The organism is Lentzea californiensis, assembly GCF_024648825.1.
Classification (GTDB): domain Bacteria; phylum Actinomycetota; class Actinomycetes; order Mycobacteriales; family Pseudonocardiaceae; genus Lentzea; species Lentzea californiensis.
On record NZ_JANBBE010000004.1, the window covers coordinates 259,174 to 272,856 of the forward strand.

Below are 13,683 nucleotides of genomic sequence, written 5' to 3' on the forward strand. Positions count from 1 at the left end.
CCGCCCATGCACCTGCTGCAGCCCGACGAGGTGGACCGGCTCGCGCTGGGTGTGGTCATGCTCGGCAGCGGTGGCGGGGGCGGCGAGCAGGAGACCCAGGCGTTCGCCGCGATGCTGCGGCACGAGATGCGGCAGAGCGGACCGGTCACGGTCCTGGAGCCGGGGGAGGCCGACCCGGACGGCTACGGCGCGCGGGTCGGGCTGCTCGGCGCACCGACCGTGATGATCGAGAAGCTGCCGTCTGGCCGTGAGGCCGAAGAAGCCCTGAAGGCGTTGCAGGCGCACGACCCCACGCCCGCCACAGCCGTCATCGGGTGGGAGATAGGCGGGTGCAACGGCCTGTTGCCCCTGCTCCTGGCCGCACGGCTGGGCCTGCCGTACGTGGACGTCGACGGCATGGGGAGAGCGTTCCCGCGGATCGACCAGACGACCTACGACGCGGCCGGCCTGCCCACGACCCCGCTGGCCATCACCGAACCCAGCGGCAACCGGGCGGTGCTCGACTCGACCGGCATCGAGAAGCTCGCCCGCACGGTGATGGTCGACTTCGGCGGCTGGGCGATGATGGTCGCGAAGCCGTTGAAGCTCGCGGACGCGGTCGAGGCGGGCGTGACGGGCTCACTCGCCCGTGCCCTGGAACTGGGCGAGATCTGGTCGCGGCACGCGGACTCCGTCGGCGACCGGGCCAAGGCCTCCGGTGGTTTCCTCGTCACACGGGGAAAAGTCGTCGAGGTGTGGCGCGAGTCGGTCGGCGACTTCCCTCGCGGAACGGTGGCGCTGCGGCGGCTGGACGCCGACGATGCGTACGTGCGCCTGGAGATGCAGGGGGAGTACCTCGTCGCGCTCGCGGACGGCGAAGCGCTCGTGACGACACCTGATCTGCTGTGCTGCCTGGACGCCGAGACCGGCCACCCGCTGTCGGCCGAACGACTCGGGTTCGGCGCGGTCGTCGACGTGATAGCGCTCCCATCCCCCGCCCAGTGGCTGCCCGCGGAGATGCTCGGCAGGGTCGACCCGCGGGCGTTCGGCTACGACCTCGACTACGTGCCGTTCCGGGACGCCGGGTGATCGGCGACGCCGGTTCCCTGACCGTGCGCGATCTGCTGGAGATCGGCGTCTTCGGCGACGTGACCCTGCTGGCGGGCGAACGCGGTGCGGGCACCGAGGTCGCGGACGTGCGGCTGGCGGCGGACATGACCGCCGTCGAGGCGTGCTCGGCAGGAGACCTGGTGATCCTGACCGGACACCAGCCCTACCTCGTCGAGGTGGCGCTGCGCCGGGCGTACAGCGCGGACGTGCGGGCCGTCGTGCTGGTGCGGCCGTCGACCGGCGCGTACCAGACTCCCTCCGCCGCGACGATCTCGTTCGCGAACCGGCTCGGCGTACCCCTGCTGCAGGTCGCCGCGGACGACCCGCTGCTGGTCGCGGACGCGTTGCGCACGGCCGTGCGGCGTCCTGAGGTCGCGGCGGCCCGGCTGCTCAACGCCGTCACCGCGCGGCTGGGGCGCAGCAGGCCCGATCCGCGTTCCGTGATCACGATCCTGTCCGGCGAGCTGCACGTGACGTGTGCCGTGATCAGCGCGGACGGCACCGCGATCGAGGGGGTGTCGCCGCCCGGCCTGCCCGCGGAGCTGCTGGCCGGCTCCGTCGCCGCCACCGCCGAGCTGCCCGAGGGCTTCGCCGTGGCCGTGCCGGTGGAGACCGACCGGACGGGGCACGTGCACCTGTGGCTCGTCTCGCACGCGCGCGGCCGCAACAAGCGCTGGGCCGAGACGGTCCTGCAGATCAGCCAGGTCGCGTCGTGGGCGCTGGGCAGCTGGGTCGCCGCCGAACGCCTGGAAGCCGAGCGCCAGGCCCGTTCCCGCGGCTCGCTGCTGTCCGAACTGCTCGCCTCCGGCGACGACGTGCCGCCCCAGCTGGTGCAGCAGGCCGTGCTGGCCGGGTGGCGCCTCGACGGCTGGCACACGGGCGTCTACGTGGTGCCCGCCGCGCCGGGCGTGCCCGACACCACCGGCACCGAACGGCTGCGCGTCGAGCTGTCCCGCCGAGGCCTGCACGGCCAGCTGGTCGAGGGCGCGGAGGGCTGGTCGTTCTGGCTCACCAACGACTCCGAGCCGCCGCAGTCGCAGCACCGCGAGCTGACCGCGAAGATCGCTCAGGTGCTCGGTGGTTGTCAGCTCGTCGCGGGCATCGGACGGCCGCACCACGGCGTCACCGGCGTGGGCAGGACGCTGGCCGAGGCCCGCGAGGCCGCCGCGATGACCGGCTCGGCGAAGGTCGTGCACGTCGACGAACTGGGCGTGCGGCGCCTGCTGTCGATGGCGGCCGAGACCCCGGCGCTGGTCGACCAGGCCGCGCGCCTGCTGGCACCGCTGGCGGGCGTGGAGGACGGGCAACTGCTGCGCACCCTCGCCGTCTACCTGGACGAGGAGTCGGTGACCTCGTCCGCGGCCGTGCGGCTCAAGGTGCACCGGAACACGGTGTCGCAGCGGATCAACCGGGTCGAGCAGCTGCTCGGGGTCAGCCTGCTGAACCCGGACGAGCGGCTGGCGGTGCACCTGGCCTGCCGGGCGGTCCGCGCTTCGGACGAGGTCACGTAGGCACGAACGCGGGCAGCACGGCGTCCACCTCGAACCCGCCGTCGTCCGTGGGGCCCGCGGTGAGGGTGCCGCCGACCATCTCGACGCGGCCGCGCAGGCCCAGCAGCCCATTGCCGGAACCGGCCAGCACCAGGCCCGGTGCGGCCGTCGGCCTGGTGTTGCGGATGACCGCGCGGACACTGCTCGGTCCACAGTGGATGGTGATCTCGGTGAGGGCGCCGGGCGCGTGCTTGTGCACGTTCGTCAGCGACTCCTGGACGACCCGGTACATCGTGCGGCGCACGGCGGGGGAGATGGTGTCCGCGTCGCCGTGCTCGGTCAGGGTGATCTCCAGGCCGGTGGCGGCCGAGTCGGCGACGAGCCGGGAGAGCCGGTCCGGCAGCACGTCCGGGATGCGGGCGGCACGGCCGGACCGCAGCACGCCGACGAGGTCGCGCAGTTCGGCCAGCGACTCGCAGCCCGCGGTGCGCAGTTCCTCGGCCGCCTGGCGCACGCCGTCGTCCCTCGCGGCCATTCGCAACGCGCCGGCGTGCAGCACCATCAGGTTCAGCCGGTGCGTCACGACGTCGCGCATCTCGGCGGCGAGCCGGGTGCGTTCGTCGGCGCGGGCCTGCTCGGCCTGCAGTTCGCGTTCCCGCTCGGCGAGTTCGGCGGATGCCCGCGCGAGCCTGCGCCGCGTGCCCGCGTAGAGGCCCGCGAGCACGGCGATCACGATCACGCTGGGACCGATGACGCCGACGGACGCCATCGACGCGTAGGCCGGCGTCACGCGGCTGACGATACTGCCGGTTTTGTGCCTTGGATCACCTACTGGAGCAGGGGATTGATCCTACTTTCGCAGGTGGCGACACCCGACTATTCCGCCTGCCGGACACGTGCGTCCGTTTTCTGCGCGTCCTTGCGGAACAGGGCCGTCCAGAGGAACGACCTGCCGAACCACGGGGAGTCCGGCGGCTCCTCCGACATCCGGCGCAGGTCGACCTCGGTGAGGTCCTGGAAGATCCAGCGCAGCTCGTCCGGGGAGTAGCCGACGCCGCCGGACAGGCCGGACCGCTGGTACAGGTCCGCGTCCGGCGCGGCGGTCCCCTCCTCGGCGGTGAAGCAGGTGAGCGCGAAGTGGCCGCCGGGGACGAGGGCGCGGTCGAGCAGGGCGAGATAGCTGACGCGGCGGTGCGGTGGCAGGTGGTGGAAGCAGCCGGAGTCGTAGATCAGGTCGTAGGAGCCCTCGGACGCGAACGCGTCGCCGTGCCGGAAGTGGGCGTCCAAGCCCTCGGCGCGTTCCTCCGCCCACCTGATGGCGGTGGCCGAGATGTCCACGGCGTCGACCTGGAACCCGTTGCGCGCCAGGAAGACCGCGTTGCGACCGGGACCGCGGCCGACGTCGAGCGCACGGCCCGGCACGAGCAGGCCGCGCTCCACGTGGGCGGCGAGGTTCTCGTCCGGCTTGGTCACGAAGAACGGCACCTCGCGGGAGCGGTCGGCGTAGAAACCGTCCCACCAGTCGCCGCCGCAGTGTGCGGACAACTCGTCCAGCAACGCCATCACGTCATCGATCGTGCGCTGGGGTTGTTGCGCCGGGAGGACTTCGCGACCCCCGTGGGCGCGTTGTCGGTCGGGCAACGGCGGCGGCTCGCGCTCGCCCGGTTGCTCAGCCGGGAGTTCGACGTGCTGCTGCTCGACGAGCCGGCCAACCACCTGTCGCCCGCGCTGGTGGAGGAGCTGGAAGCGGCGCTCGCGGACTACCCCGGCGCGGTCGTCGTGGCGTCGCACGACCGGTTGCTGCGCCGGAGGTGGCGGGGAGAGGAGCTCAGAGTGTGCGAGTGGGCGAGAACGATTGGACCCATACTCACAACCATAGTTGTACAACCTTGGTTGTCAATGTGAGGATCGCGTGGTGGACCTGATGGAGATCGACCTGGCGACCCTCGCCTACCTCACCGGCAGCTCCGCGAACGACGCGATCCTCAAGCGGCTGCGCGAGATCGGGCACGAGGGCGTCCGGGTCTCGCACGGGTACCTGATCCAGCACCTCGTCGAGAGCGAGCCGAAGGTGGGTGAGCTGGGCGAGCTGCTCGGCGTCACCCAGCAGGCGGCCTCGAAGCAGTTGCTGGAGCTGGAACGCCTCGGCTACGTCCGGCGCGTGCCGGACCGCGTGGACGGCCGGATCCGGCGCGCTCAGCTGACCGACCGGGGCCGGCGGCTGGTCGAGGACAGCCGCCGGCTCCGGCGTGAGCTGGACGTGCACGGTGGTGACGAGGTCAAGCGCGCGCTGATCAGGCTCCTGGTCGCGACCGGCGGCGCCGAGAAGGTGCTGAAGCGCCAGGTCGTGCCGGACGCCTAGGGACGGAAGACCGGTTCGATGCCGTAGTTGCTGCCGAACCACGTGTCTGCCGGGAAACCGCCGCTGTAGCTGTACACACCGGCGTTCACCGGGATCTTGAACGGCGTCTGCGCGAGGTTGCCGACGAAGTAGTTCTCCGTCGCCTTGTAGCCGCCTGACGGCGTGTAGTACGAGACGACGTACTCGGTGCCCGCGACCACCGGAACCGGTGCGGCAAAAGTGATCCGTTGGCTGTGGGCCGCGCCGGGAGCCTCCTGCTCGGCCAGCAGCGTGCCGTTCGACCAGACCCGTGCGGTCACGGGACCGGTGTAGTCGCCGCGCTTGATGATCAGGGCCGTGATCGAGCCGGGACGGTCGACCGCGACGCGCATGCCGATCTCGACGGGCTGCTCGTCGGGGTCGTTGACCGCCGGGTCGTGCGTGTCGTGCAGGAAGAGCGAGGTCTCGTGCTCGAGTGCGGGAACCGTTGTGCCGCCGACGTGGATGGTCCGGGACACGGTGGTCGGGCCGGTCGTGGACGCGGTGCGGGCACGGGCGTGGATCGTCAGCGGGCCGGGGACGGACGGGAAGAGCAGGACCGTCCACCGCTCGCCGCGGGTGTCGGCGGGGGTCCAGTTGGTGCCGTGGTCGGTGGAGAAGTCGACCCCGGTGATACCGCCCGACTCGCCGTTGACGGCGCCGCCGATCACGAGCAACGGCTGGTTCAGCGGGACGGAGACCCCGGCGGTGGGCGAGAAGATCATCGCCACCGGGTTGTCCGCGGCGAGGGCGGGAGTGGGAGAGACCAGGACAAGAGCCAGCAGCAGTACTGCTATTCGTCTCATGTACGGCGAATCGTCCTCGGTGGAGGCGCAGTTACGGTGGTCCGCTGTTCGGTCGTGCACCCGTTCGGCTGACGGTCGTACCCGTGTCCGCCAGATGTCGTTGACGAGTACATGACCTGTGACAACGAAGTCCCGGTCCCTGCAGCCGGGGCACCGGTTCGTCGTCGGCGGTTCCTCACGTTCCTGGTGGCCGCGCCGGTGCTCACCGTCGCGGTTCCCGGCACGGCCGAGGCCGTCATCCCGACGCTGCCGCAACCGGCCGAGATCCTCGATCTCGGCGACGTCCTGATCCTGGCCGGTACTCCGACCGCGGGCGCGCTCGCCGTGCTCAGCGTCGGTGAGGACGGCGTCGTCACCCTCGACCTGCCCCGCGCCGAGGTCGGTCAGGGCATCACCACGGCCTGCGCGATGCTCGTCGCGGAGGAGCTCGACCTTCCCCTCGGCCAGGTCCGCGTCACGCTCGCCGACGCGCGGCCCGAGTTGCTGATGAACCAGCTCACGGGCGGTTCCAACACGATGCGGTCGGTGTACGGCCCGATCCGTCAGGCCGCAGCGGCCGCACGGGCCCGGCTGCTCGCGGCGGCGGCGGAGCAGCACGGCGTGGAGGTCTCCGGACTGTCCACTCGCGACGGTGCGGTGATCCTCCCGGACGGACGGCCCGTCCTGTACGGACTGCTGACGTCCGCCGCCGCGCAGCTCACCGGAGTCTTCGCCGCGCAACCGAAACCGGCCTCGGAACACCGGCTCGTCGGCACGCCGCAGTCACGCATCGACGCCCGCGCGATGGTCACCGGTCAGTTCCGGTACACGCTCGACCAGGACGTGCCGGGCGCGATGCCGACGGTCGTGCGCCGGCCGCCGACGATCAACGGCTCGGTGAAGTCGGTCGACTCGGCGGTGGCCAGGGCCATGCCCGGCGTGCTCGCGATCGGGGTCGTGCCGACCGGAGTCGCGGTCGTCGCGGAGACGTTCGGGCAGGCCATGGCCGCCAGGGACGCGCTGAAGGTCACCTGGAACCCCGGCACGATCGACGCGTTGTCGGACAAGGAGATCCGCGCAAAGCTGAAGGCCGCCACACTGCCGTTCGTGGTGCCGCCGCTGCTGACCCAGCACCTGGACATGGAGTTCGACTTCGCGTTCGTCAGCCACGCGCCGATGGAGACGAACTCGGCGATCGCGGACGTTCGTGACGACCGTGCCGAGATCTGGGCGGGGTTGAAGTCGCCGATCGTGGCGCGGCAGACCATCGCGGCGGCCATCGGCCTGCCCGAGTCCGCGGTGACGGTGCACGTGATGCAGGGCGGCGGCTCGTTCGGGCGAAGGTTGTTCTTCGACGCCGCGATCGAGGCCGCACAGATCTCCAAAGCTTTGCGCCGCCCGGTGAAGCTCATGTGGAGCCGCACCGACGACATGCGGCACGGCCGGGCGCGCGCCGCCAGCCACCACAAGCTGCGCGCGACGTTCGCGCTCGGCAACGTGCTGACGTTCGAGCACCGCGTCGCCTCGGTCGAGACGGACTTCCGGCACGGCCTCGGCGAGGTCCTCACCGCCACCGCCGCGTCACTGCCGGTCGCGGGCAACCTGTCGTTCGCGCAGACGGTGTTCCTCACGACGTGCAAGGTGCCGTACAACTTCGGCGTGGTGACCTCGCTGCTCAACGAGGTGCCGCTGCGCATGCACACCGGGTCCTGGCGGTCGGTCTACTCGGCGAACACCCGTGGTGCGGAGGAGGTCCTGGTCGACCAGCTCGCGGCGAAGATGGGCAAGGACCCCGTCGCGTTCCGCCGCGAGTATCTGAAGACGGCCCGTCAGCGGGCCGTGCTCAACAAGGTCGTGGCGGAGGGCGACTGGGGCCGTGCGATGCCCAAGGGCTTCGCGCAGGGCATCGCCTTCCACGACGAGTACAAGTCGTGCACGGCCTGCCTGGTAGAGATCGACGCCCGCGACCCGCAGAACCCGCGCGTGGTCAAGGCGGTGATCGCGGTCGACGTCGGCCGCCCGATCAACCCGCGCGGTCTCGAAGCGCAGATGCTCGGCGGCCTGACCGACGCCATCTCCACCACGTTGCGCGCCGGCCTGCACATCGACAAGGGCCTGCCGCTGGAGGGCTCGTACTCGCAGTTCCACTACGCGCGCCAGAAGGACACGCCGAAGGACGTGCGGATCTTCGTGATGCCGGCGACGGGCGAACCGGGTGGCGCGGGCGAACTGGGCGTGCCGGCCGCGGTCGGTGCGATCGCCAACGCCTACGCGCGGGCGACCGGCGTGGTGCCGCGCAGCTTCCCGATCATCTTCCCGGTCGACTTCGAGCCGTTCCCGCGCTGAAGGAGCGTCCCCTGTGCCTACCTACACGTTCGTCGTCAACGGGAAGCCGGTCACCGTCGACGCTCCCGCGGACCTGGCGCTGCTCTGGGTGCTGCGCGACAAGCTCGGCGTGCGCGGCCCGAAGTTCGGCTGCGGCATCGGTGTGTGCCGCGCCTGCACGTCCCACCTGAACGGTGCGGAGATCCAGCCGTGCGTCACGCCGGTGGCCGAGTGCGCCGGGCAGGAGGTGACCACGATCGAGGGACTGGCGTCCGGTGAGGACCTGCACCCGGTCCAGGAGGCGTGGCTGGAGCAGGACGTCGCGCAGTGCGGCTACTGCCAGCCGGGCCAGATCATGGCCGCGGCGGCGTTGCTCCGGACGAAGAAGGAGATTTCGGACGAGGACGTCGACCGGATCGCGAACGTGTGCCGTTGCGGTACGTACTTCCGCATCCGGCAGGCCATAAAGTCGGCGGCGGCCAAGATGTAGGAGTCAGCCGGATGGGTGCCGGCGCAGGAGGATCCCGTGCTGGCACTGTCCGTTCTGCTGTTGGTCGCCGTGCTGGTCTGCGCGGTCGTCAGGCCGTGGGGCTGGCCGGAGGCGGCGGTCGCGGTACCGGCGGCGGTGATCGTCGTGCTGGCCGGGGCGTTGCCCCTCGACCACGTGGTGGACGAGGCGGTGCGGCTGGGACCCGTGATCGGGTTCCTGGCCGCGATCCTCGTGCTCGCGCAGCTCTGCGACGACGAGGGACTCTTCCAGGCCTGCGGTGCCTGGATGGCACGCGCGTCCGGCGGCAGGCCGAAGACGTTGCTGGGCGGTGTGTTCGTCACGGCCTCGGTGACGACGGCAGTGCTGAGTCTCGACGCGACGGTCGTGCTGCTGACACCGGTGGTGTTCGTGACGGCCGCGCAGCTCGGTGTCCGGCCGAAGCCGCACGTCTACGCGTGCACGCACCTGTCCAACAGCGCGTCGCTGCTGCTGCCCGTGTCGAACTTGACGAACCTGCTGGCGTTCGCGTCGAGCGGGCTGAGCTTCACGCGGTTCGCGGCGCTGATGGCGTTGCCGTGGGTCGTGGCGATCGCGGCCGAGTACGTGGTGTTCCGGCGGTTCTTCCGCACCGATCTCGACGCGCCCGTGCACGCGCCCCAGGAGCAGCCGCACCAGGAGCTGCCGGTCTTCGCGCTGGCCACGGTCGGACTGACGCTGGCCGGGTTCGTGGTCGCGTCCGCCACCGGTGTCGACCCGGCGTGGGCGGCCTGCGCCGGTGCGCTCGTCATGGCGGTGCGCGCGCTCGTCCGGTGCCGCACCACGCTGGTCGAGGTCGTGCGGGCGGCGTCGCTGCCGTTCCTCACGTTCGTGCTGGGCCTCGGCGTCGTCGTGCGGGCGGTGGTCGACAACGGGCTGGACGATGTCCTGCGGCTCGCGATCCCGGGTGGCAACGGCCTGCCGGCGTTGCTCGGGGTGGCCGCGGTCGCCGCCGTGCTCGCCAACGTGATCAACAACCTGCCCGCGGTGCTCGTGCTGCTGCCGCTGGTCGCGCCGATGGGGCCGGGTGTGGTGCTCGCGGTGCTGCTGGGCGTGAACCTCGGCCCGAACCTCACCTACGCCGGGTCGCTCGCCACGTTGCTGTGGCGGCGGATCGTGCACGACCACGACACCGAGGTGAACCTGCCGGAGTTCACGAAGCTCGGTCTGCTCGCCGTGCCCGCCACCCTGGTCGGCGCCGTCGTGGCACTGTGGGCGTCCCTGCACGTGATCGGAGGATGACCATGACGGTGGTCGTGTGGATCGCCGACGACACCTGGCAGGACTGCGTCGACGCGGCCCGCACCTACTCGGGCGACTTCCTGTTGCTGCACGTCAGCGACCACGACGTGCCCGGCGCGGCACACGGCGCGTTCGCCGGGCTGTTCGGCCGCGGCCACCCCTCGCGTGACCCCGGCGCCCGCGTGGACGACCTCGCCGCTGGCCATGCCGCGCGGCTCCTGGACGCGGCCGCGGAACGCCTGGGGCTTCCGTGCGCGACGGAAGCGCGCATCGGCCGCGTCGAGCACGAAGTCGTTGCGGCTGCTCGGGAAGCGTCCCTGCTCGTCCTCTGCCGCGACGGCGACGTGAGCCACGCCGGTCCGCGCAGCCTCGGTCCGGCGACCCGGTTCGTCGTCGACCACGCGCTCTGCCCGGTGCTGCTCGTCTGGCCATCGTAACTGCGTAGACGCAAACTTGCGCGCACGCACTTTTGACGCTTACTGTCGGTGGCATGCGCGCCAAAGGCATCGCGTACGACACCGGTTTCGTGCGCCACGGAGAGATCTCGCTGCAGGAGTTCGACCTGGACGCGGTCAGGCGGGACCTGACCGTCATCAGGGACGACCTGCACTGCAACGCCGTCCACCTGGTCGGCGGTGATCCGGAACGGCTCGAGCGGGCCGCGGAGATCGCCGCCGGGCTCGGGCTGGAGATCTGGTTCTCGCCCTACCCGCTGGAACTGACGCCTGCCGAGGTCCTGGACCTGTTCGCCGACTGTGCGCGACGAGCCGAGCGGATCCGGCTGGCCGGTGCCGAGGTCGTGTTCGTGACCGGCGTCGAGCTCAGCATCATGAACTCCGGCTTCCTGCCCGGCGACGACGTCACGGATCGCCTGTCGCAGCTGCTGGGGCAGCCACAACGTATGCGGGAGGCGGGCGCGAGGCTCAACGAGTTCCTCGCCGAGGCCGTCGCGCTGGTGCGGGAACGCTTCGGGGGCAGGCTCACCTACGCCTGCATCCCGTTCGAGAACCCCGACTGGGACCTGTTCGACATCAGGTCGTTCGAGCTGATCCGCTCCGCCGAGGTCGCCGACGTGTACGCCGCGAGCATCAGGAACGTGGTGGCGCAGGGGAAGCCGGTCGCCATCACGGGTTTCACCACGGCGGCCTGGCGCGGTTCCGGCGCCGTGGCGCCGCGCAGCATGGAGATCGTCGAACACGACGAGGCCGGGCTGCCGGTGCGGGTGAAGGACGGCTACGTCCGCGACGAGGCCGAGCAGGCCACCTACCTGCGCGAGGTGCTGGAGACCCTCGAAGCCGAGGGCGTCGACGGCGCGTTCATATACCTGTTCGCGCTGAAGAACTACACGCACCGGCCGCACGACCCGAGCCGCGACCTCGACATGGCGAGCCCCGGCATCGTGAAGGTCTTCGAGGACCTGTCGTGGGAGCCCAAGGCCGCGTTCGGTGCGGTCGCCGAGGTCTACGCCCGGATTTAACCGCTTGGCGCGCGTGGTGCCGCCAGCCAGACTCGGGGGCACCATGAGCAGCAGACTGCGCGCGATCGCCCACGACACCGTCGCCATCGCGGAGCGAGGCTCCTACTCCACCGCCTCGGGCGAGGTCTCGATCGCCGTCGCTCCCGCCGTCGCGGGAACCCGGCTCCACCTGCCGGACGAGGTGCTGTCGTTGCCCGCGGAGACTTCCGGTGTGCACATCGACGTCACCAACGAGTCTACGCTGGAGGCGACCCGGCGCCTCGGCGGTGACGTCGCGGCACTGAACTTCGCCTCCGCGCGCAACGCCGGGGGCGGGTTCCTCAACGGCGCGCAGGCGCAGGAGGAGAGCATCGCCCGTGCGTCGGCGATCTACCCCTGCCTGCGCGCCGCGGGTGACTTCTACGCCTACCACCGCGCCCACGACGACCTCACCTACAGCGACCGCGTGATCTACTCGCCGCGCGTGCCGGTGTTCAAGGACGACAAGGGCACCCTGCTGCCGCAGCCGTACGAGGTCTCGTTCCTCACCGCCGCGGCGCCGAACCGGTCTGCGATTTTGCGCAACCAGCCCGAACGCACCGACGACATCCCGCTCGCGTTGCTGCGGCGGGCCATCCGCGTGCTGCACGTCGCGGCGGCGCACGGCCACCGCCGGCTCGTGCTCGGCGCCTGGGGATGCGGGGTCTTCGGCAACGACCCCGCGACCGTCGCCCAGGTCTTCCGCATCGCGCTGCGGGACAACCGCTTCTTCGACCACGTCGTCTTCGCGGTGCTGGACGGGCAGAAGGGGACGCCGACGTTCGCCGCGTTCGCCGACGCCCTCACCTCTGCTCGGTGAAGAAGGCCTCTGACCTGCACTGAGCCAAAGTGGCATCAATCTGAGCCAGAATTACTTGCTGGTGGCACCACCGTGTGCCATAGTGATGCCATGGATCTGACCCCGTATGTGGCTTCTCTCGGCCGCGAGCTGCTCACCGCCGTCGAAACCGGTGGCGAGGAAGCGGGCGCACTGGTCGAGCGGCTGACCGTGACGATGGAGTCGGCGATCCGGCTGGCGCTGCTCGAAGCGTTGTCCGCCGCCGCCGACGAGATCACCGCGGACCTGGCACCGGACTCGGTGCAGGTGCTGCTGCGGGGCCGTGATCCGAAGTTCGTCGTGACGCGCCGGACGCCGGAGCAGCCCGCCGCCGTCGCGCCGGAGCCCGCCCCTGCCGCCCCCGCCGAGGACGTGGCGGCCGGCTTCGACGACGGCACCACCGTGCGCATCAACGTCCGGCTGCCCGAACCGCTCAAGGCCGCGATCGACGAGGCCGCGGCCAAGGAGGGCCGCTCGGTCAACGCGTGGCTCGTACGTGCCGCGTCGGCGCAGCTGAACCCGAAGCGCGACACCACCGCCGAAACGCTGACGGGCGGCCTCCCGGCCCCGCAGCGTTTCGTCGGCTGGGTCCGATAGCTCCACCTCTCCTTCACTTCGCCCCGACCTGCGGGGATGTTCCACCGACACCTTCTGAGGGGACAGCCATGCCTTCTTACGAAACGCCAGAACCGATTTCCGTACTGCTGGACGTCTACGCGGGGTACGTCCAGATCGTCGCGAGCGACCGCACCGACACGAACGTCGAGGTGCGGCCCTCCGACCCGGCCGACTCCTCGGACGTCGAAGCCGCGCAGAAGACCAAGGTCGACTACGCCGACGGCACGCTGACGGTGCGCGGGCCGAAGCGGACGTTCGACTTCTCCAAGAAGACCAGGGCGGTCGACGTCGTGATCGAGCTGCCGGCCGGGTCCAAGGTGGACGCCGACGTGTCGGCGGGCAGCGTCCGCACCTCCGGGGTGCTCGGCGTGACCGACGTCGACATGTCCGCGGGCAACATCCACCTCGACCGGACCGGGCCGCTCAAGGCCGACACCGGCGCCGGAGTGGTCAACGTCGGCGAGGTCAGGGGCAACGCCGACGTCAAGACCGGCAGTGGCCACATCCGCATCGGCACGGTCCACGGCGCGCTGGTCGCCAAGAACTCCAACGGCCACATCGACGCCGGCACGGTCGGGGGCGAGCTGAAGGCGCGTTCCGCCAACGGCGACATCACCGTCGAACGTGCCGGTGGGCCGGCGGAGGCCAGGACCGCGATGGGTTCCATCAACGTCGGCGAGGTCGTCCGCGACACCGTCACGCTCAACACCGCGATGGGCGGCATCGAGATCGGCATCGCCCAGGGCACCGCCGCGTGGATCGACGCCAAGACCTCGTTCGGCCGCGTCACCAACACGCTCGAGGGCAGCGACGGCCCCGGCGGCTCCACGGAGACCGTCAAGGTCACCGCCCACACGTCCTTCGGCGACATCACCGTCCGCCGCAGCTGAGGGGA

14 protein-coding genes and 1 pseudogene are annotated in these 13,683 nt (G+C 71.0%); 12 read left to right on the top strand and 3 right to left on the bottom strand.

Annotated elements, in window-relative coordinates:
• Positions 1-6: 6 nt before the first annotated feature.
• A complete protein-coding gene (locus LX88_RS18200) occupies positions 7-1,068 on the top strand; it encodes an S-methyl thiohydantoin desulfurase family protein (protein WP_258948965.1) in 1,062 nt (353 codons plus the stop codon).
• Positions 1,065-2,600, top strand: coding sequence for a helix-turn-helix domain-containing protein (locus LX88_RS18205; RefSeq protein WP_258948966.1), 1,536 nt, complete (start codon positions 1,065-1,067; stop codon positions 2,598-2,600). Before LX88_RS18200 ends, LX88_RS18205 begins: the two co-directional genes overlap by 4 nt.
• On the opposite strand, the gene LX88_RS18210 is transcribed toward LX88_RS18205, so the two are convergent.
• Complete coding sequence (locus tag LX88_RS18210) at positions 2,593-3,369, bottom strand: sensor histidine kinase (RefSeq protein WP_258948967.1); 777 nt, start codon at positions 3,367-3,369, stop codon at positions 2,593-2,595. The genes LX88_RS18205 and LX88_RS18210 overlap by 8 nt on opposite strands.
• An 86-nt stretch (positions 3,370-3,455) precedes the next feature.
• A complete protein-coding gene (locus LX88_RS18215; protein WP_258949205.1) occupies positions 3,456-4,142 on the bottom strand; it encodes a class I SAM-dependent methyltransferase in 687 nt (228 codons plus the stop codon).
• Between the two features lie 15 nt (positions 4,143-4,157).
• Between LX88_RS18215 and LX88_RS18220 the strand changes: the two are divergent.
• A pseudogene (locus LX88_RS18220) lies at positions 4,158-4,484 on the top strand (ATP-binding cassette domain-containing protein); the annotation flags it as partial.
• A 19-nt stretch (positions 4,485-4,503) separates the two neighbouring features.
• A complete protein-coding gene (locus LX88_RS18225; protein ID WP_258948968.1) occupies positions 4,504-4,941 on the top strand; it encodes a MarR family winged helix-turn-helix transcriptional regulator in 438 nt (145 codons plus the stop codon).
• Here the strand turns inward: LX88_RS18225 and LX88_RS18230 are convergent.
• Positions 4,938-5,765: a DUF4082 domain-containing protein gene (locus LX88_RS18230; RefSeq protein ID WP_258948969.1), complete on the bottom strand. Its 828-nt coding sequence runs from the start codon at positions 5,763-5,765 to the stop codon at positions 4,938-4,940. The genes LX88_RS18225 and LX88_RS18230 overlap by 4 nt on opposite strands.
• Positions 5,766-5,876: 111 nt before the next feature.
• Here LX88_RS18230 and LX88_RS18235 point away from each other — a divergent pair, with 111 nt between their 5' ends.
• The 8 genes from LX88_RS18235 (at position 5,877) to LX88_RS18270 (ending at position 13,678) form a co-directional block, all read left to right on the top strand.
• The gene (locus LX88_RS18235) at positions 5,877-8,090 is read left to right on the top strand and encodes a xanthine dehydrogenase family protein molybdopterin-binding subunit (RefSeq protein ID WP_258948970.1); all 2,214 of its coding nucleotides are present in this window, start codon (positions 5,877-5,879) and stop codon (positions 8,088-8,090) included.
• A gap of 13 nt (positions 8,091-8,103) precedes the next feature.
• The gene (locus LX88_RS18240; protein ID WP_090068538.1) at positions 8,104-8,559 is read left to right on the top strand and encodes a (2Fe-2S)-binding protein; all 456 of its coding nucleotides are present in this window, start codon (positions 8,104-8,106) and stop codon (positions 8,557-8,559) included.
• 36 nt (positions 8,560-8,595) lie between these two features.
• A complete protein-coding gene (locus tag LX88_RS18245) occupies positions 8,596-9,837 on the top strand; it encodes an SLC13 family permease (protein ID WP_258948971.1) in 1,242 nt (413 codons plus the stop codon).
• A 2-nt stretch (positions 9,838-9,839) separates the two neighbouring features.
• The gene (locus tag LX88_RS18250; RefSeq protein WP_258948972.1) at positions 9,840-10,274 is read left to right on the top strand and encodes a universal stress protein; all 435 of its coding nucleotides are present in this window, start codon (positions 9,840-9,842) and stop codon (positions 10,272-10,274) included.
• A 53-nt stretch (positions 10,275-10,327) separates the two neighbouring features.
• Positions 10,328-11,314 (top strand): glycoside hydrolase family 113 protein, encoded by a 987-nt coding sequence (locus LX88_RS18255; RefSeq protein ID WP_258948973.1) that lies wholly within the window; start codon positions 10,328-10,330, stop codon positions 11,312-11,314.
• A 43-nt stretch (positions 11,315-11,357) separates the two neighbouring features.
• The gene (locus LX88_RS18260) at positions 11,358-12,152 is read left to right on the top strand and encodes a TIGR02452 family protein (RefSeq protein ID WP_258948974.1); all 795 of its coding nucleotides are present in this window, start codon (positions 11,358-11,360) and stop codon (positions 12,150-12,152) included.
• A 90-nt stretch (positions 12,153-12,242) separates the two neighbouring features.
• On the top strand, positions 12,243-12,767 hold the full coding sequence (locus LX88_RS18265; RefSeq protein WP_258948975.1) for a ribbon-helix-helix protein, CopG family: 525 nt from the start codon (positions 12,243-12,245) through the stop codon (positions 12,765-12,767).
• A 68-nt stretch (positions 12,768-12,835) separates the two neighbouring features.
• On the top strand, positions 12,836-13,678 hold the full coding sequence (locus tag LX88_RS18270; protein ID WP_258948976.1) for a DUF4097 family beta strand repeat-containing protein: 843 nt from the start codon (positions 12,836-12,838) through the stop codon (positions 13,676-13,678).
• The last annotated feature ends 5 nt before the right edge of the window (positions 13,679-13,683 follow it).